Consider the following 16,522-nt stretch of genomic DNA (forward strand, 5'->3'; position numbering starts at 1 on the left):
CCGGACGGCCCGGCGTGCGCGGCCCGTGCCGCTGGGTCAAGGTGGACCCGTGGCGGAGCTGATCACGATCGAGTTGGGGGACGGCAGCCAGGGAGCGGCCGTCTTCGAGGTCGACGACGACCTGGTGGGCGCGGATCTGGAGCGGGTCCCCGGCGAAGCCGTGGTGGCCAGGGCCCGGATGTCGCTGCAGGAGGCGATGGACCAGCTGGGCCCCACGCTGTCGAAGGTCTTCCAGACAATCCGTCGGCTCGGCCCGCACGAGGCGGAGCTGGAGTTCGGTCTCAAGATGGGCGGTGAGACCGGTGTCATCGTCGCGAAGGGCACCGCGGACGTGAACTTCGCCGTCCGCCTGGTCTGGAGGAGCCACTGACCGCGCACTGACCGCACACATATGCCAGAACAGACGGTTTTGTCGCCATCCGGCTGGAGATTCACATGCGCGTGCTCCTCGTCCACCCGAGTTCCCTGATGTACTCGGAGATCTTCCTTCGACTCGAGCCCTTGGGCCTGGAACGGGTGGCGGCGGCGGCCCGGGACGCCGGCCACGAGGTGCGTGTGGTGGACCTTCAGGTGCTGTCCCCCGCCGTGCTCGAGGCCGAGCTGCGGTCCTTCGCGCCGGAGGCCCTGGGGATCTCCCTGAACTATCTGGCGAACATTCCCGAGGCGATCGACATCGCCCGGCGCACGAAGGAGGCGGCTCCTGGATGTTTCGTCTTCTTCGGCGGGCACAGTGTCTCCTTCATCGCGGAACATGTGCTGAATCAGGCCGACGGCGCCGTTGACGCGATCGTGCGCGGGGAGGGCGAGCCGGCGGTGGCACCGCTGCTGGAGGCGGCACGCGACGGCGGCCTGGGCACGGTGCCGGGCGTCGTGTCCGCGGAGGGGCGCGGCCCCGCGCCCAAGCTCCTGGAGAGCCTGGACCACCCACGCCCCGCACGTGACCTCATGCGCAAGCGGAACCGCTACTTCATCGGGGAGCTGGACCCCTGCGCCTCCATCGAGTTCACCCGCGGCTGCCCCTGGGACTGCTCGTTCTGCTCGGCGTGGACGTTCTACGGGCGCAGCTACCGAAAGGCGTCGGCGGATGCCGCGGCCGAGGAGATGGCGTCGATCCGCGAGCCGAACGTCTTCATCGTCGACGACGTGGCGTTCATCCGGCCGGAGCACGGGCACGGGATCGCCGCCGCCTTGGAGCGGCGCCGTATCCGCAAGCGCTACTACCTGGAGACACGCGCCGACGTGCTGCTCCGCAACGAGGAGGTGTTCGAGCGCTGGACGCGGCTCGGGCTGCGGTACATGTTCCTGGGCATGGAGGCCATCGACGCCGAGGGCCTGGACCTCTACCGGAAGCGGGTCAGTCCCGACGACAACTTCCGCGCTCTGGAGGCGGCCCGGCGGATGGGCATCATGGTGGCGATCAATCTGATCGTCGACCCGGCCTGGGACGAGGAGCGGTTCCGGCTCGTACGGGAGTTCGCGCTCGCGGTGCCGGAGATCGTGCATCTGACGGTGATGACGCCGTATCCGGGGACGGAGATCTGGCACACGGAGGCCCGTCAGCTGACGACGCGGGACTACCGTCTCTTCGACATCCAGCACGCGGTCGTACCGACGAAACTGCCGCTCGACGTCTTCTACCGGGAACTGGTGCGCACGCAGGCGGTGCTGAACCGCAAGCACCTGGGGATGCGGACCGCCGTCGGCGCCATGGGCATTCTCGGCAAGAACCTGCTGCGCGGCCAGACGAACTTCGCCCGCATGCTCTGGAAGTTCGGCCGCGTGTACAACGTCGAACGGCAGCTGGCCGACCACCGTCGGCCCGTGATGTACGAGCTGCCGCTGCCCGAGCACCGGGGGGCGCCTCCCGGGCGGCAGGAGCTGTTCATCCACACGAGGACCGCGACACCCACCCACCGGCGGGCCGCGCCGGACCCGGACGAGGTGTGAGCGGCTGACGGCCGTCGGGCGCTCGACCGGGACGCTCCCGGGGTTCACACTGGCCGCATGCCACTGAGGATCGCCGTGTTCGGCGCGGGCAGTATCGGCTGCCACCTGGGCGGTGCCCTGTCCACCGGCTGCGCCGTCACGCTCGTGGGCCGCCCGGCCGCGATGGATGTCGTACGGGGACGGGGGCTGCGACTGACGGGCGGCGGCCGCCCGGACGCGGAGGTGGCCCCGGGCATGCTCCGCACGTCGACCACGCCGTCGGCCGTGTCGGGCGCCGACTACGTCCTGGTCACCGTGAAGTCGGGGGCCACGCGCGAGGCCGCCGGGGCGATCGGCCCGCATCTGGGGCCTGACACCGTCGTGGTGAGTTTCCAGAACGGTCTGCACAACGCGGAGCTGCTGCGGGCCGCCCTGCCCGCGGGGACGACCGTGCTGGCGGGCATGGTCCCGTACAACGTGGTGCGTACGGCTCCGGGCGCCTTCCACCAGGGCACGGCGGGCGCGCTGATGGTCGACGACGTGCCGGCGGCCGGCCCGCTGGTGGGGGCCGTGCGCCGGGCCGGGCTGGTGGTGGAGCCGCGCGGCGACATGGCGGAGGTCCAGCACGCCAAGCTGCTGATGAACCTCAACAACGCCGTCAACGCCCTGTCGGGGCTGCCGCTCCGCGACCAGCTGGGCGCGCGGGCGTACCGCCGGTGTCTGGCGCTGTGCCAGGAGGAGGCGCTCGCGGTGTTCCGGGCGGAGGGCGTGGCCCCGGCCCGGCTGGGTCCGGTCCCGGCGGCGATGACGCCCCGTCTGCTGCGCCTGCCCGACCGGGTGTTCCGGCTGGTGGCCGCCGCATCACTGCGGGTGGACGCGCAGGCCAGGTCGTCCATGTGGGAGGACCTGGAGCGCGGCCGCCCGACGGAGATCGACACATTGCAGGGCGAGATCGTGGCGCTGGCCGCCCGGCACGGTCTGAGCGCTCCGGTGAACACCCGCCTCGCGGAGCTGGTCCGGGAGGCGGAGGCGGCCGCCGTGGGGCATGCCCGACGCTGGTCCGGGCCGGAGCTGTACGCGGAGCTGAGTGGCGTGGCGGCCGGGCGGCGCGGCTAGGGCTGTGGTGAAAGCGCTGTTCACGTCCCCTGGGCGCTCGTCGGCGGCCTCGCCTGTCAGTGGTGTGATGCATGATCGGCGCGTCGGTTCTCAAAGGGGATGGGGAGGCGTCATGCCGATCACAAACCAGCAGGTGGCGGGTCACACCTTTCTGCGGCAGCTGTTCGCGGACGAGTACTTCCCCGATCACGTGGTCGACAAGGGCAGGGCGATCCTGCTGCGGCTGTGCGAGCGGATCGAGGCTGAGCAGCCGTCGGACCTGGCGGCCTTGTATGTACTCACCCAGGCCGCGACGGAGGAGTTCAACCTGCTGGAGGAGGAGTTCGAGGCAGCCGGGAGCGAGATCGAGACGGTTGCGCGGGAGGAGATCGCCGAGGACTTCTGGTTTCTCGCGTCTGCCTACGGGTTCACGGACGCGGACGTGGAGGAGCTCATCGCCACCCGGGACTGGTGAGCGACGGCCCGAAGACGGCTGTCGGTACAGCGAGTTCGTCGTATCCCATGGCGAGGGCCCGGTGGCGCTCGAGCCGGCTGATCCCGCACCGGACCGCGTGCGGCCGGGACCGGGAGTGGCACCGTCCGTGGGTTTTCCACAGGGCTTGCCGGTGTTCGGCCGCACACGCGAAGATCGACCAACGACAGCATGGACGTCGATGGGGGAACAACGATGAAGCCTCGTCTGGTGTTCGTCCACGGCATCGGCGGCCCCCGGGACGCCGACGCGGATCTGGACGAGTGGTTACGCGCGGCGGCTCACGGGGCCCGGGCGGCCGGTCACGCGGGCCGGTTGTCCGGTCTGACGGGTGGCTGGGCCGCCGACATCCGGTTCGCCTACTACGGTGACCTGTTCCGCAGACCCGGAGCACAGGGCACGGGCGCGGCGGGTACCGGCTCCGCGGGTGCGGGGTCTGCCGGTGCGGGAGCCGGGGGTGCGGGCTCCGGCGCGGGGGCCTGGCGGGAGGACGAGGAGCTGGTCGCCACGCTCCTCCTCGAAGCCGTCGACGAGCGGCTGGAGGACGCGGCGCTGGCCCCGGCCGAGGCCAGGGCGCTGCGGCACGCCCGCACCCAACTGGCCCCGCCGGGCGGGGCCCAGGGCATGGGTGCTCCTGGCCGGCGCGCGGTGAACGCCCTGACGAGTCTGCTGTCGCTGCCGGGGCTGCGGTCCACGGGCGGCTGGCTCAGCGCGCGAGTCACGGCCGGGATGCTGGGCCAGGTCGCCCGCTATCTCAACCGAGGGGAGCCGGACGAAGCGGGCGTGGCACTCGATGCCCGGATCCGCCGCAGAGTCGCCGCGTGCCTGGACGCCGATGGCCCCACGGTGGTCGTCGCCCACTCCCTGGGCACCGTCGTCGCCCTGGAGACCCTGCACGCGCACGAGGGCGAGGTGCCACTGCTGATCACTCTCGGGTCGCCGCTCGGTGTCCGGACCGCCGTGCGGCCACGGGTGCGGCCGCAGCCGCTCAGTGCTCCGGCGTGCGTGGGCCGGTGGCTCAACTTCTGGGACCGGGACGACATCGTGGCTGCCCGGCCCGCGCTGGAGGAGTTCGTCCAGCCCAACGCCGCCTCCGTCCGGCCCGTGAGCGGACGGGTCGACTCGGACGGCGTGTGGGTGCACCCGGCCGCGAAGTATCTGGCCCAGCCGGCCGTGGCGGGTCCGCTCGTCGAGGCCCTGACCGCGGTGACCGGGTCATGACCGGCCCGCGCCACGCCCTGGTGATCGGGGCGCAGTGTCCCGACCTCGGCCCGCTGGACGAGCTGGAGGAAGCGGCCGGGGCGCTGCACGAGACGCTCACCGCTCCCTGGGCCGGCGGCTGCGAGAAGGACCCGCCGAGCGGGGCGACGCTGCTGTGCGGTGGCGGGCTGGCGCGGGCGGACGTCGAGGAGGCGATCCGCCGGGCCGCGCTCAGCGCGGGCGAGGCCGGTGCGGTGCTCGTCGTGGCGCTGCTGGGCCACGGCATGGCGTCCGGGACGAGCCTGTACTTCATGGCCGGCGACTCTCGGGCGGAGGCGCCCGTGACGGCGGTGGACGTCGGGTCGCTGCTGGCGCAGGCGCTGGACACGCAGGGCGTCGCGGGGGTCATCGCCATCGTGGACACGTGCCACGCGGGAAACGCGGTGCCGGATCTGAAGTCCGTGGCGAACGGCATCCGGCAGGGCGACACACGGCTGTCGCTGCTCATGGGGTCCGGGGCGGCCGAGGAGGCGTACGGGCTGCGGTTCAGCAGGACCCTGGTGAAGGTCCTCCAGGACGGCATCGCCACGTCGGGGGAGATCTTGTTGCCCGAGGCCGTCGTGGAGGCCGTGCGGGACGACGCCGGCACGGCGGGGCAGGCGATTCTCCGGGCGGAGTTCGACGGCGCCCGGTTCGCCGCGGCCCGGCTGTGGCTGGCGCACAATCCGCGGCACTCCGCCGGCCTCACCGGTGCCCTGCTCGGCCGGGTGGGGTCGGAGGAGCTGACCCGGGCGGTCGCGGCCGTGGACGACGCACTGCTCGAAGGTCAGGTGACGACGGTTCGCGAGCTGGACGGTGTCCGGTCCGGGCTGGCGGCGGCCGCGCCGTCGGCCGAACGGGCGTGGGCGCTTGGTGTGGTCGACGCGCTGGACGCGGCCGCGCGGACGGTGGGGCTGCTCAGTGCCTGGCCGGGCGCCGCGCTCACCTCGGGTCTGCTGCGACGGACGCTGACCGCAGTATGCCCGGGCCCGGTGGACCCGCTGCCCGATTCGTCGGGCGCCGAACTGCTGCGGGACGCGGTCGAGTATCTGCTGCTGCGGGCACCACTCGCCGGGCAGCGGCGGACCGTGCCGCTCACGGACTTCGTTGCCCTGCTGGCCCACGAGACCGGTGTGGAGCCGGGTACGCCCGCGGTACGCGCCTGGGCAGCGGCCCTGGGCGCCGGGATCGACCTGAACGACGCGTTCGAGCGGCTGCACGACCGGACGCGGGACATGCGGCTGCGGCTGGTGGTCAGCCTGCACGCGGCGGTCGGCGACGAGTGGCCCGAGACGCTGGCGGCCTGGCTCCTGGACGACGGAACGGTGCGCGAGCGGGAGGAGTTCGCGTGCACCCCGGACCGTGCCGGGGTGGAGGGACAGGTGGGGGCGGCACTGCGGTGGGCGTCGCGGCTGGCATCCGCGCTGGACGCGCCGCTGCGCCGGGTGGAGATCGCCGCGCCCGCTCCCCTGCTGGTCCAGTGGCGCCCGGAGGAGACCTACTTCGGGATGCGGCTGGGCGCGGAGCACGACGTCGTGCTGCGGTGGAGCGACCGAATCCAGCCGCCCGAACACCTGTGGTGGATCAACAACCGGGCCCGCAGCACGCTCCGCGCCATGGAGACGTGCCCGGACAGCACCCGCGTGGACTGGCTGGGCGAGGGCGACACACGGCAGGTGCGCGAGCTCCACGACCGGCTGCTGAGCGGGCCGCGCACACGAGCGGTCGCACTGGAGCACCGGCCGCCGCATCTGAAGGACATGCTGGAGACGCTGCTGGCCTCCTCGCCCATCGTGCTTTGGCCGGAGGACGACTCGCGCCGTGTCCCGGCGGAGGCGCGCCGCTGCGTGGACACCTACTGGCATCTGCTGCCCGTGGAGTTCTGCCGCGCGTACCGCGACAGATGGAACGGGTGCGGAACGCCGCGCCGGGCGCCGGAGCGCGGGCACCTGGCCCGTTTGCGCACGGTGTGGGACGACCCGGAGTGGCTTGAGTTCTGCAGGTGGTTCGAACAGTTCGCGACGGATGGGGAGAGTCCCGCATGACCTGGCAGCCCTTCTACGCGGGGAACGGCAGCGCGCCGCAGGAGCGGGTGGAGCTGGCCCCTCCGCCGCCCTGGCGGGCGTTCCCGCGCCGGTCCCTGCACGAGCAGTTCGTGCCGCCGCGGGGTCTGGTCGAAGCGGTGAACGCCGCGCTCGTGCTGCGCCGTCCCCTGCTCGTGACCGGCCCGGCGGGCTCCGGCAAGTCCACGGTGATCGAGCAGGTCGCGGCGGAGCTGGAGCTGGGCACCGTGCTGCGCTGGCACATCACGTCCCGCAGCGGTCTCGCCGACGCCCTGTACCGGTACGACGCGCTCGGCAGGATCCACGCCCAGCGGCTGGAGGGCTCCGGTGGCGGCGACGACATCGCGCCGTTCCTTCGAATGGGCCCGCTGGGCACGGCCCTTCTGCCGACGCCGCGGCCACGGGCGCTGCTGATCGACGAGATCGACAAGAGTGACCTGGACCTCCCCAGTGACCTGCTGGACGTGCTGGAGCGGGGCGAGTTCGAGATCCCGGAGCTGGCCCGGTACGGGAAGGACGTGGTGGCCGTCCGGGAGTGGGGCGGCGACACCCTGCACGAGGTGCGGCGGGGGCGGGTTCAGTGCACGGAGTTCCCATTCATCGTGATGACCAGCAACGGCGAGCGGGACTTCCCGGCGGCGTTCCTGCGCAGGTGTATCCGTTTCACGATGCCGATGCCGACGCCGGAGACTCTGTTGAGGGTCGTGGAGGCGCACTTGGGCGCGGACGCGGCACGGTCGGCGGCGGCGGGTGAGCTGGTGGGCGCGTTCGTGGAACGGCTCACGGCGGGCGAGAGCCTCGCCGTGGACCAGCTGCTCAACGCCGTACACCTGCTCGCGGGTGGCAGCGCGCCGGACGAGGAACGGCGGCAGGCCGTCGTGGACCTGTTGTTGCGTGAGCTGTCCCGTGCCTGACGCACTGGCCCGGGTCCTCTCCGCCCTGCGCCTGGCCGTCCCCGGTCTGGCCGGACCGGACGCCGGTGCCGGGCCGGGCGACGAACCCGGTACGGGTGTCGGGCTCGACGGTACGGCGCTGGCCGAGGCCCTGTGGCTGGCGGCCCGGATGGCGGAGGGGCAGCAGCAGGCGACCGCGACCGCGCCGCCCACCCGTCCGCCGTCGACCGCGGACGGCGGCGAGGCACCCGCCTCGGACGCTACGGAAGAGCCGGTACCGGAGCGTCCGGTGACACCCGGGCATGGCATGGGCGGTCCCGTCGCCGCCACCTCGTCCGGTGGGACGCGCGCCCTGCACGAACGGCTTCCGGGCAGCGACACCCGGATGCGCGGCCACGCCGTGGCGGCACCCCACGCGACGGGGCTGCCGCGTGCCCTGGAGGTGACACGGGCGCTGCGGCCGTGGAAGCGCCCGTGGCCCGAGGGACGGCGCAGCGCCCTCGACATCGACGCGACGGTGGACAGCTACGCCCGCAGCGGCGAGCTGCTCCCGGTGTTCGCGGCCGCGCCGGAACGCTGGTTCGACCTGGCCCTGGTCGTCGACCGCTCCCCCAACATGAGGGTGTGGGAGGAGACCCTCACCGACTTCACGACCGTCCTCGACCGCCTCGGGGCCTTCCGCACCCTCCAGGTGCGGGACCTCGGGTTCGACGCCGACGGCCGTCCACGGGCGCCGGGGCAGCTGCGCCGCGCGGACGGGCGCAGGCTGGTCGTCGTGGTGTCGGACTGCATGGCCGAGCCGTGGCGTGCGCCCGAGGTTTGGCAGCTGTTACGCGCGTGGGCGGCCACGACACCCATGGCGCTGCTCAACCCGCTGCCCACGAAGCTGTGGCGGCGCGGTGGACTGAACCTGCCCACGGTCCGGTTCACGCCCGCGGCCCCCGGCGCCCACCGCAGTCGCCTCCCGCACGAGGCTCCCCCGCTCCTCGACCTCGCCGACCCCGACAGCACCGGCCAGGGCGGTTCCGGGGCATGGCTGCCGATTCCTGTGCTCTCGCTGTCGCCGCACTCGCTGGACCGCTGGTCGCGGGCCGCGATGCGCGGCGACCCCGAGGGCTGCACCGCCGTACTCGTCCCGCCCGGCGGGCGCCTGCCGGGCCGGCCACGGCCGTCCGCCGTGCCGTTGCCACCCGGCACGGTCGCGAAGGGCTTCCTCCGTACCGCGGCGCCCCGGGCGGCGCGTCTGGCGGTGCTGTGCTCGCCGTTCGACCGGCTCAGCCTGCAGCTCCTGCACGTCATCCGCCGGGAGCTCGTGCCGGAGGCGACGACCGCCGATGTGGCGGAGGTCGTGACCAGCGGCCTGTTCGAGCTGGAGCAGGCAAGCGACGGCGACGGGCACGGGCCCCTGGAGCTGGTGCTGCCGGACGAGGCGAGGGCGGTGCTGCGGGAGCGGCTCCCCGCCCACGAGGCGTGGCGCGTCCACCAGGCCCTCGACCGGCATGTCGCCTCCCGGGGCGACGGCCGGGCCCGGCTCCCCTCGGTGGTCCGGGACCCGGCCGGGCCGCAGGCTCTGCCGGCCGAGCACGAGGCGTTCGCCCGTGCGTCACGGCAGACCCTGGAGCTGCTGGGGCTGGCGGTGCCGGAGGAGGCGGCGGGAGCGCCGTCCGGAGCACATGAGTCCCGTACCGCCCCGTCTCCGCGACTCCCGGCCCCGCCCCACCCGTTCGTCGGCCACACCGAGGCCGTGAACCAGCTCGTGGCACGGCTGAGCGCGCCGGACGGCGGGGTCCACCAGGTGAGCGCGCTGCTCGGATCTCCGGGCGCCGGCCGGACGGCGTTCGCCCTGCACGTGGCTCACCGGGTGCGGGAGCACTACCCGGACGGCCAGTTCTACGTGGACCTGCGCGGCTCGACCGAGCATCCCGTGCCGCCGGAAGCCGCCCTGCACCGTCTGCTGACCGACCTCGGCGCCCCCGTCGACGAAGGCCCGCACACCGCCGACGAGCTCGCGGCGAAGCTGGCGGAGGCACTCGCCCGGCGACGCGTCCTGCTCGTTCTCGACGACGCGCCGGACTGGGACGAGATCCGGCGTCTGCTGCCCACCGCACCCGGCTGCGCGGCCATCGTCACCTCCCGGAACATGCCGGCGAACCCCGTCGGCCGGGAGATCCTGCTCCCTCCCCTCCGTCACGAGGAGTCCCATGCGCTGCTCACCTCCCTGGTGGACATGGAGGGCGACGAGGACCGTGCGGCGCTCCGGGGGCTGACCGCGGGCGGCGCCTGGTGGCCGCTGACTCTCCGGATCACCGGCTCCTGGATCGCTTCGGGGTCCGCGCCGCCGTTGCCGGAGCTGAGGCGGATGCTGCGCGCCGCCCGGCCCGCCGCGGCGCCCGCCGAACCCGGCGAGGACCTCGAAGCGGTGCTGCGCCTGCGGCTGAGCCATCTGCCCGGCAGGCTGTTGGAGGCCATGCGGCTGCTCGCCCTCGCGGAGACCGGGCAACTGACGCGCGAAGAGGCTTCGGCCCTCCTCGGCACCGGGCGGGCCGCACAGGCGACGCTCGACAGACTGGTGACCGAGGGGCTGCTGGAGCGGCCGGGTGCCGACCTGTACCGGATGCCGGAAGCGGTGCACCGCCATGTGCGGCGGTCCGCGTACGACAGCCCGGACGCCGAGAACGCGACCGCCCGGCTCCTGCGCCTCCATCTCTTCGCCGCGGCCGCCCTGTACGAGCGGCGGCGGCCCGGTTCCCGACTCGCCGCCCGGCTCGGGGTGGAACCCGCGCAGCCCTGGACGAGTCAGGGCACGGACGATGTGTGGCTGCCCAACGCGCTGGCGCTGCCGACGACGGCGGACTCTCCTCGCGCCGCCAACAGCGCGCTGCTGCGCCGCTTGGCGGACCTGCTGCTCCTCCTTCAGGACCTTGCCTCGTCGATCCCCTACCGGTCCCGGTATCAGGACGCGACCCGGTCCCTGATCACGACGTGGCCCGGATCGGACCAGCTGGCGCACATCCGATTCGTGGTCGCCCTGGCACACGGTCAGTACGCCGCGGGTCGGCCCGGCCAGGCCGAGGAGACGCTCGGCGTGGTGGCACGCTCCGTCCTGGAGCAGGACCGCGCCACCGGCGGGCTCACCGCCCTGCTGGCCGGGAGGCTGGCCGTCGAACGCGGGGCGCCGAGTGACGCCGTACGGGATCTGGAACAGGCCCTGCACGCCTTTCGGGCCGACGACGACAGCCACGGAGTGGCGACCAGCTGTCTCGAGCTGGCCCGGGTGCTCACGCGGCTCGGCAGGACCGGGGAGGCGATCCCCCTGGCGCAGGAGGCACTCGGCTGTTTCCCCGACCCCGGGCCGAGCCCGCTGACCCTGGACGCGTTGCTCTGTCTGGAGGACTCGCTCGCGGCGGCCCGCCGGTACGAGGAGCTCCTCACCGTGCAGCGTCGTGTCCGGAGCCAGTTCCGCCTCCAGGGCCTGCGCCGCGCCGAGGGCCAGGCGCTGACGCGTATCGCCCGGAGCCTGCTGACGCTGCGACGGCCCTCCGCGGCGGAGGCGGCGGCACAGGAGGCCCTCATGTTCTTCGCCGGGTCCGAGGACCCCGACGGCGCCGAGGCCCGCCGCCTGCTCGCCGCCGCGCGGTCCCACCTCGACGGCGAAGGGCCCGCCGCCTGGACCGTCATCGCGATCGAGGCGGACGGCGAGGACCCGGACAAGAAGCTCCGGGTCCTCGCACCCGTCATCGACGCCCTGGAGGCGGGCGGCGTCCTCACACCGCGGCACCAGCGCCACTGGGAGGCGACGGACGACGGTTGCCTGCTGTTCGTGGACCCGGACGTGCCGCTCGATCCGCTGCTCGGCGAGCTGGCGGCGCGGCTTCCCGACACGCTCGAAGCGTCCGGCAGGCGGCCGGCGGCACGCCTGGCGGTGCACACCGCCACCACCGACTCAGGCACCGAGCAGTCCGGCACCGTGGGCCCCGGCACCGTGGGCCCCGGCACCGTGGACCCGCGCGCGGTGGACCCGCGCGCCACGAAGACAGCGACCGAGCTCGACATCCGGCTCGCCTTCGCGATGCTGCGCTCCGCGGAGTTCCGGCGGATCTCGGAGAACTTTCCCGTCCATCCGACCTTCTGCGTCTCACCCGAGGCGTTCGGCCGCCTCACGCGGCAGGGCGACGACGGGCTCGTGGCAGGCCGGTTCGTGCCACGCGAGGTCACCGCCGCGTCCGGTGAAGTGGTCTCCGTCGTCCTCACCCCGCAGGTGGACCTGTCCGCGTACGACGCCGAACTACTCATGCTGGCACGGGCCTTCAATGACCTGGATCCGGACGGAAGTCGTACGGCCGTGATGTTGAGAGAGTGTCTTGACTCCGCTCTCGCCCCGGTAACCACGGGCAGGTTCGATCCCGAGCAGCTCGACCAGCGGGAGCGAGCTCGGATCCGCCCCGAGCTGGAGCGGGCGCTGCACACCGCCTTGCCGTTCACCACGGCCTGCCGGCTCGAGCTGTTGCTCGGGGGGCGGGAGTGGACGTCCCCGGTGGCCACGGCGGAGGGCCTCTGCCTGGTGGTGACCGTCGACGACGGGCACGCTCGCTGGTCGGCCGGGCTCCTGCGGAGGCGGCCCGGTACGCCTTCCGCCCAGGCCCGGACGGGCATGCTCTGGCTGCACCAGGACGCGCCATTGCCGGAGAACGTGCTACTGCGCCTGGCCGAGGAGGACCGTGCCGCGATCCTGGCGCCCGCGTCCGCGGCGGACCGTGCCGCCGAGCTCTTCCGGCGGGTGCGGGGCCGACCCGTACGGGACGCCGCGCTGCGGGCGGTGACGCGGCGCCGGGACAGTGCGCGGCGTGTCCGGGAGGCGGCGGTGGCGCTCCGGGACGAAGGGGTTCTGGTGCTGGGCGGCAACCGGCGGGGGCGGGAGCTGGCCGCGGCGTTGCGGGTGCCCGTGCCGGAGGCGGACGCGTATGTGAGCGTACGGCTGGCCCGGCGCCGCCCGCACCACACCGGGCCCTCGGTGCTGGCGGGCGGCGTGGCGTGGGTCGTGGCCGGTTCGGACGACCCCGTGGAGCCGCTGCCCCAGGACTTGCCCAGCCCCCGCCGCCCCCGGTGAACGCGCCGGTCAGCGCCCCGTGGTGGCGGCCCGGCGCTTGAGGCGGCGCCGCCTGAGCCGGTCGACGCACTCCCCGACGACGATGATCACGGCGGCACCCCGAGCGCAGTCGGCGAAGCTCTCGGGGCCCGACATCAGCAGGGTCACACCCCACAGGAACAAGGTGACGACCGCCCACCAGGCGACCCACCGGCCGAGCACGGTCAATCCACGTCGTAGCTGCACCGCGTCACCGTACGCCGCCGGGTGAGGGGCGGCCGCGTCAGGGCCCCTCCGCGTCGCCCGTGTCCACGGCCGCCGCCTCCTCCGTGCGGCGGCGCAGCCCCACCGGCAACGCCGGCACCTCCGGTTCGCAGCCGGACGGGACCAGCCCCATGCCCCACGCGTACGCCTGCGAGTGTCCTCGGCGTACGGTCGAAGCACCGATACCCCTCCAGAGCCGCGTCCGTCCGGTCCGGTCGTGAGCGGGCAGACACGACGGCCCGGTCGCACCGATGACACCGAGGGCGCCCCGGCGGCACCGGGTGGCCTGCTGGACCTCGATGGCAAGTCCCTGCACGGCGTCGGTCAGACCTCGGAGGCCACGTGCGGTACGCCGACGCAGATCCGGCACAGCATGCGTCGGCCGCGCCCGGCGTGGGTCGGTGCCGTACCGGCGAGTTCGTGGACCTCCTCGCCGCGCACATGCACGTGGTCGCGGCACAGGCCGGCGCCGCAGAAGTGGCACACGGCGACGGCGGTGTTCGGCTGAGTGCATTCGTAACAGTTCACAGTCGTCCTCACTTTCGGCTCCGGCGGTTTCGCCGCCGGGACCTCCGTCACCTGTTCATCCGATGTACCGGCGGGCCAGGTGCAGCGTTCTGCGGAGGGCCGGCCGGCGAAGCGGAGGCCCACCAGGAGCCGTCGTCGCAGAAGGCGATGTACGGCGTACGGGCCCGGCGTACGGCGGCCAGGGTGCGGCCCACCGCGCCGAGGTCGGCGGCCGGCCGGGGTCAAGAGCGTGACGTCCGGGTGGCGCCGGGCGACGGCCTCGGTGGTGCCGTCCGACGAGGCGTTGTCCACCACCGTGATCGGTGGCCGTTCCGGCAGTCGCGCCATCACGTCGAGGGTGCGGAGCGGCTCGCCGCACCGGTCGTGCGTGATGATGACGACGACGGTACTACGCGGGTCGGCCACGTCGCGGCTCCTTCCCGTACGCGGCGCTGTCGCCGCTCTCGCCCTTCTCCCCCGGCTATCCTTTCGGAGCGCCCTGAAACGGGGCGGCGGCGAACCTGCGGCGAGCACCCGGCCGTGCGGCGCCCGCCGTGCACCACCCCGCCGGGCCGTTCACTGCGCCGGAAGCAGTAGCTCTCGGCGTGCCGGCGGAGGTCGACCTGTACACGCATGATGTCCACCGCCAGGGAACCGAGGAGCCCCGCGTCGCTGGCCGAGTGCGGCCGTCCGGTGCCGCCCGTCGCCTCGCGGAGCGTGGTCAGCCGCAGCGCCAGGACTCGCCTGCGGGTATGCGTGCCCAGGCGCCGCGAGAGCCGTCATGACGACCGCCGCTCAACAGCAGGGTGACCAGCCAGTGCACGGTACGTCTCCTCGACCCGTCCGGGAGCGGCGGACCGTGCCGCCGGGGCCATCGGGTAACCCGCCCCGGCGCGGCGAAAACCCCGGCGCGCACGTCCCGCCAGGGGTCGTGGGTCGCGCCGACGGTGGAGCGCGGCGTCGCCTGCGTACCCGGTGAGGGACACGACGTGGTCGTAGACCACTTCGTACGAGCCGTCAGGGCCTGCGGGGCCTCGACGGTCGGGCCGGCGGGGCCGGTGAGGGAGGCGCGGACGCGTGGCATGTCGGGGCGGATGGCGCGACGCGGGTCCCGGTGCGGACGGTGACGCGGGCTTCGGTGCCGTCGGCGGGGACACGGGAGGGCGGCGTGCGGTTCGACGGGCCCGGCGTGTCCGCCCGGCGTGTCCGCCCGGCGTGTCCGGCGTGTCCCTGGCGGAATGCGGTCGCGGCCGGGCAGGGTGCCGGTGGCCGAGCGGGTGAACGGAAGGGGCCGTGGGTGCGCGAGAGAGGGGTGAGAGAGGCGATGACCTGATGGACGAACAGGAGTGGCGGTGCTTCATCGCCGCGTACCACCGGTCCCGGGCCGGCATCACCGAGCGGTTCCTCGCCCTCGCGGACGCCTCCCCTTACGCCTGGCTGACCGAGCCCCTGCGGGGCGTCGACGGCCCGGTGGTGGACCTGGCGTGCGGTTCGGCGCCCACGCGCGCGGAGTTGCCGGACGCCGACTGGATCGGCGTCGACCTGTCCGCGGCGGAACTCGCCGAGGCGGCACGCCGGGGCCGGGGTCCACTCGTGCGGGCGAGCGTGGACGACCTCCCGCTGGCCTCGGACAGTGCGGCGGCGGTCTGCGCGGCGATGTGTCTGCCGGTCGTGACGCCCCTGCCCCGCGTCCTGGCCGAGGTACGGCGCGTGCTGCGCCCGGGCGGGACGCTCGCGGCGCTGGTGCCTTCGGCCTCCGGCCTCTCCCCCGCAGGTCTGGCCGCCTGGGCCCGGGTGATGCTCACCCTGCGGGTGGCCCGCCAGCGCTGGCCCAACCCGCAGGCGCGCGACGGCGCGGCCGAGGTGCTCGGCACCGCCGGCTTCCGCGTCCGGTCCGACGAACACCGCGTGTTCACCCTCACGCTGCCCTCGCCCGAGTCTGCCGCGCTGCTGGTCGACGCCCTGTATCTGCCGAGCCTGACACCCCGGCGCGCCGAGTCCGCCAAGCGGTCCCTGGCGCGCTGGATCGGCCAGGGGCGGCGTATCGAGCTCCCCCTGCGTCGCGTCCTTGCCGAACTCCCTTCCGACCGCACCGACCGCACCCACCGTTCCCACCACGCCGACCGCACCGACCATCTCCCGCAGGAGCGCCCATGAGCCGCCCGCCCCTCCCCGCCGCCGCCGGACCTGCCACCACCCCGCGCGCCGCGAGGGGGCGGCTGGCGGTACTCGTGGTGCTGCTGCTGGCACTGGGGTGCTGGGTGGCCCTGGGCGGCGCGGACCTGCTGCGCGACGTCCGTGCGTGGGTGGACTCGCTCGGCGTCTGGGGCCCGGTGGTCTTCGCCGGCTGCTACGCCCTCGCGGTGACGGCGCTGCTGCCCGGCTCCGTGCTGACCGCGTCCGCCGGAGCGCTGTTCGGGCTGCCGCTGGGCGCGGGTGCCGTGCTGGTGGGGGCGACGGCGGGGGCTGCCCTGTCGTTCGGCCTCGCGCGCTGGCTGGGACGTCCGGCGGTGGCCCGGTACGCCGGTTCGGGGCGCCTGGCGCGTCTGGACGCGTATCTGACACGGCGTGGGTTCGTGGCGGTCCTGCTGGTGCGGCTGGTCCCGCTCTTCCCGTTCGGCGTGATCAACTACGGGGCAGGGGTGTCGGGCGTCCGGTTCTCCTCGTACATGACGGCCACGACGCTGGGCATCGTCCCCGCCACGCTCGTCTACACCGGGCTCGGCGGCGCCCTGGCCGACCCCGGGTCACCGCTGCTGTGGCTCTCCCTGGGCGGGCTGCTCGTGCTGAGCGCGGGCGGCTGGTGGGCGGGCCGTGTCTTCCGTCCCTGCACACCGAAGGCGGACGAGGGCGGAATGCCCGACGAGGCCAGACGGGTCGCCGGGGCGGCCGGGGCAGACGGCGGCGCGGACATATGAGGACGGCATGACGCCCCCGGCGGACACGTGGTTCAAGC

Annotated in this window: 13 protein-coding genes and 1 pseudogene; 10 read left to right on the forward strand and 4 right to left on the reverse strand. The window is 74.0% G+C overall.

Going from position 1 to position 16,522, the window contains the following annotated elements:
- Nucleotides 1–49 precede the first annotated feature (49 nt).
- From FVS66_RS14710 to FVS66_RS14745, 8 genes are all read left to right on the forward strand, one after another.
- Nucleotides 50–370: a CU044_2847 family protein gene (locus FVS66_RS14710; protein ID WP_149181648.1), complete on the forward strand. Its 321-nt coding sequence runs from the start codon at nucleotides 50–52 to the stop codon at nucleotides 368–370.
- A gap of 65 nt (nucleotides 371–435) precedes the next feature.
- Complete coding sequence (gene hpnR, locus FVS66_RS14715; protein WP_149181649.1) at nucleotides 436–1,947, forward strand: hopanoid C-3 methylase HpnR; 1,512 nt, start codon at nucleotides 436–438, stop codon at nucleotides 1,945–1,947.
- A 57-nt stretch (nucleotides 1,948–2,004) separates the two neighbouring features.
- Entirely contained in the window at nucleotides 2,005–3,042 is a 1,038-nt protein-coding gene (locus FVS66_RS14720) for a 2-dehydropantoate 2-reductase (protein ID WP_187645525.1), read from the forward strand.
- Between the two features lie 112 nt (nucleotides 3,043–3,154).
- Entirely contained in the window at nucleotides 3,155–3,496 is a 342-nt protein-coding gene (locus tag FVS66_RS14725; protein WP_149181650.1) for a DUF5713 family protein, read from the forward strand.
- Between the two features lie 213 nt (nucleotides 3,497–3,709).
- A complete protein-coding gene (locus FVS66_RS14730; protein WP_187645526.1) occupies nucleotides 3,710–4,735 on the forward strand; it encodes an alpha/beta hydrolase in 1,026 nt (341 codons plus the stop codon).
- A complete protein-coding gene (locus tag FVS66_RS14735) occupies nucleotides 4,732–6,798 on the forward strand; it encodes a hypothetical protein (protein WP_149181651.1) in 2,067 nt (688 codons plus the stop codon). Before FVS66_RS14730 ends, FVS66_RS14735 begins: the two co-directional genes overlap by 4 nt.
- Nucleotides 6,795–7,730, forward strand: coding sequence for a MoxR family ATPase (locus FVS66_RS14740; RefSeq protein ID WP_149181652.1), 936 nt, complete (start codon nucleotides 6,795–6,797; stop codon nucleotides 7,728–7,730). The genes FVS66_RS14735 and FVS66_RS14740 overlap by 4 nt, the downstream gene beginning before the upstream one ends.
- Nucleotides 7,723–12,816 carry a NaeI family type II restriction endonuclease gene (locus FVS66_RS14745; RefSeq protein WP_149181653.1) on the forward strand — a complete coding sequence of 1,698 codons (5,094 nt, stop codon included), beginning with the start codon at nucleotides 7,723–7,725 and terminating at the stop codon, nucleotides 12,814–12,816. The genes FVS66_RS14740 and FVS66_RS14745 overlap by 8 nt, the downstream gene beginning before the upstream one ends.
- Nucleotides 12,817–12,825: 9 nt before the next feature.
- Here FVS66_RS14745 and FVS66_RS14750 read toward each other — a convergent pair whose 3' ends face one another.
- From FVS66_RS14750 to FVS66_RS35960, 4 genes and pseudogenes are all read right to left on the reverse strand, one after another.
- Entirely contained in the window at nucleotides 12,826–13,041 is a 216-nt protein-coding gene (locus FVS66_RS14750) for a hypothetical protein (RefSeq protein ID WP_149181654.1), read from the reverse strand.
- A 37-nt stretch (nucleotides 13,042–13,078) separates the two neighbouring features.
- Entirely contained in the window at nucleotides 13,079–13,375 is a 297-nt protein-coding gene (locus tag FVS66_RS14755; protein WP_149181655.1) for a hypothetical protein, read from the reverse strand.
- Between the two features lie 8 nt (nucleotides 13,376–13,383).
- Complete coding sequence (locus FVS66_RS35955; RefSeq protein WP_262386999.1) at nucleotides 13,384–13,710, reverse strand: DUF2180 family protein; 327 nt, start codon at nucleotides 13,708–13,710, stop codon at nucleotides 13,384–13,386.
- Nucleotides 13,686–13,992: pseudogene (locus FVS66_RS35960) on the reverse strand (glycosyltransferase family 2 protein); the annotation flags it as partial. The pseudogene FVS66_RS35960 and the gene FVS66_RS35955, both read right to left, overlap by 25 nt.
- A 906-nt stretch (nucleotides 13,993–14,898) precedes the next feature.
- On the opposite strand from FVS66_RS35960, the gene FVS66_RS14770 reads away from it, so the two are divergent.
- Both FVS66_RS14770 and FVS66_RS14775 read left to right on the forward strand, forming a co-directional pair.
- Nucleotides 14,899–15,723 (forward strand): class I SAM-dependent methyltransferase, encoded by an 825-nt coding sequence (locus FVS66_RS14770; RefSeq protein WP_187645528.1) that lies wholly within the window; start codon nucleotides 14,899–14,901, stop codon nucleotides 15,721–15,723.
- Nucleotides 15,720–16,484, forward strand: a complete 765-nt coding sequence (locus tag FVS66_RS14775; protein WP_149181656.1) for a TVP38/TMEM64 family protein — start codon at nucleotides 15,720–15,722, stop codon at nucleotides 16,482–16,484. Before FVS66_RS14770 ends, FVS66_RS14775 begins: the two co-directional genes overlap by 4 nt.
- Nucleotides 16,485–16,522: the final 38 nt, after the last annotated feature.

The organism is Streptomyces sp. TRM49041 (assembly GCF_008271805.1).
GTDB lineage: Bacteria > Actinomycetota > Actinomycetes > Streptomycetales > Streptomycetaceae > Streptomyces.

Coding starts and splice junctions, on each gene's coding strand:
- FVS66_RS14720 (WP_187645525.1), top strand. CDS start 2,005: ATGCCACTGAGGATCGCCGTGTTCGGCGCGGGCAGTATCGGCTGCCAC.
- FVS66_RS14730 (WP_187645526.1), top strand. CDS start 3,710: ATGAAGCCTCGTCTGGTGTTCGTCCACGGCATCGGCGGCCCCCGGGAC.
- hpnR (WP_149181649.1), top strand. CDS start 436: ATGCGCGTGCTCCTCGTCCACCCGAGTTCCCTGATGTACTCGGAGATC.
- FVS66_RS14770 (WP_187645528.1), top strand. CDS start 14,899: ATGGACGAACAGGAGTGGCGGTGCTTCATCGCCGCGTACCACCGGTCC.
- FVS66_RS14775 (WP_149181656.1), top strand. CDS start 15,720: ATGAGCCGCCCGCCCCTCCCCGCCGCCGCCGGACCTGCCACCACCCCG.
- FVS66_RS14740 (WP_149181652.1), top strand. CDS start 6,795: ATGACCTGGCAGCCCTTCTACGCGGGGAACGGCAGCGCGCCGCAGGAG.
- FVS66_RS14725 (WP_149181650.1), top strand. CDS start 3,155: ATGCCGATCACAAACCAGCAGGTGGCGGGTCACACCTTTCTGCGGCAG.
- FVS66_RS14735 (WP_149181651.1), top strand. CDS start 4,732: ATGACCGGCCCGCGCCACGCCCTGGTGATCGGGGCGCAGTGTCCCGAC.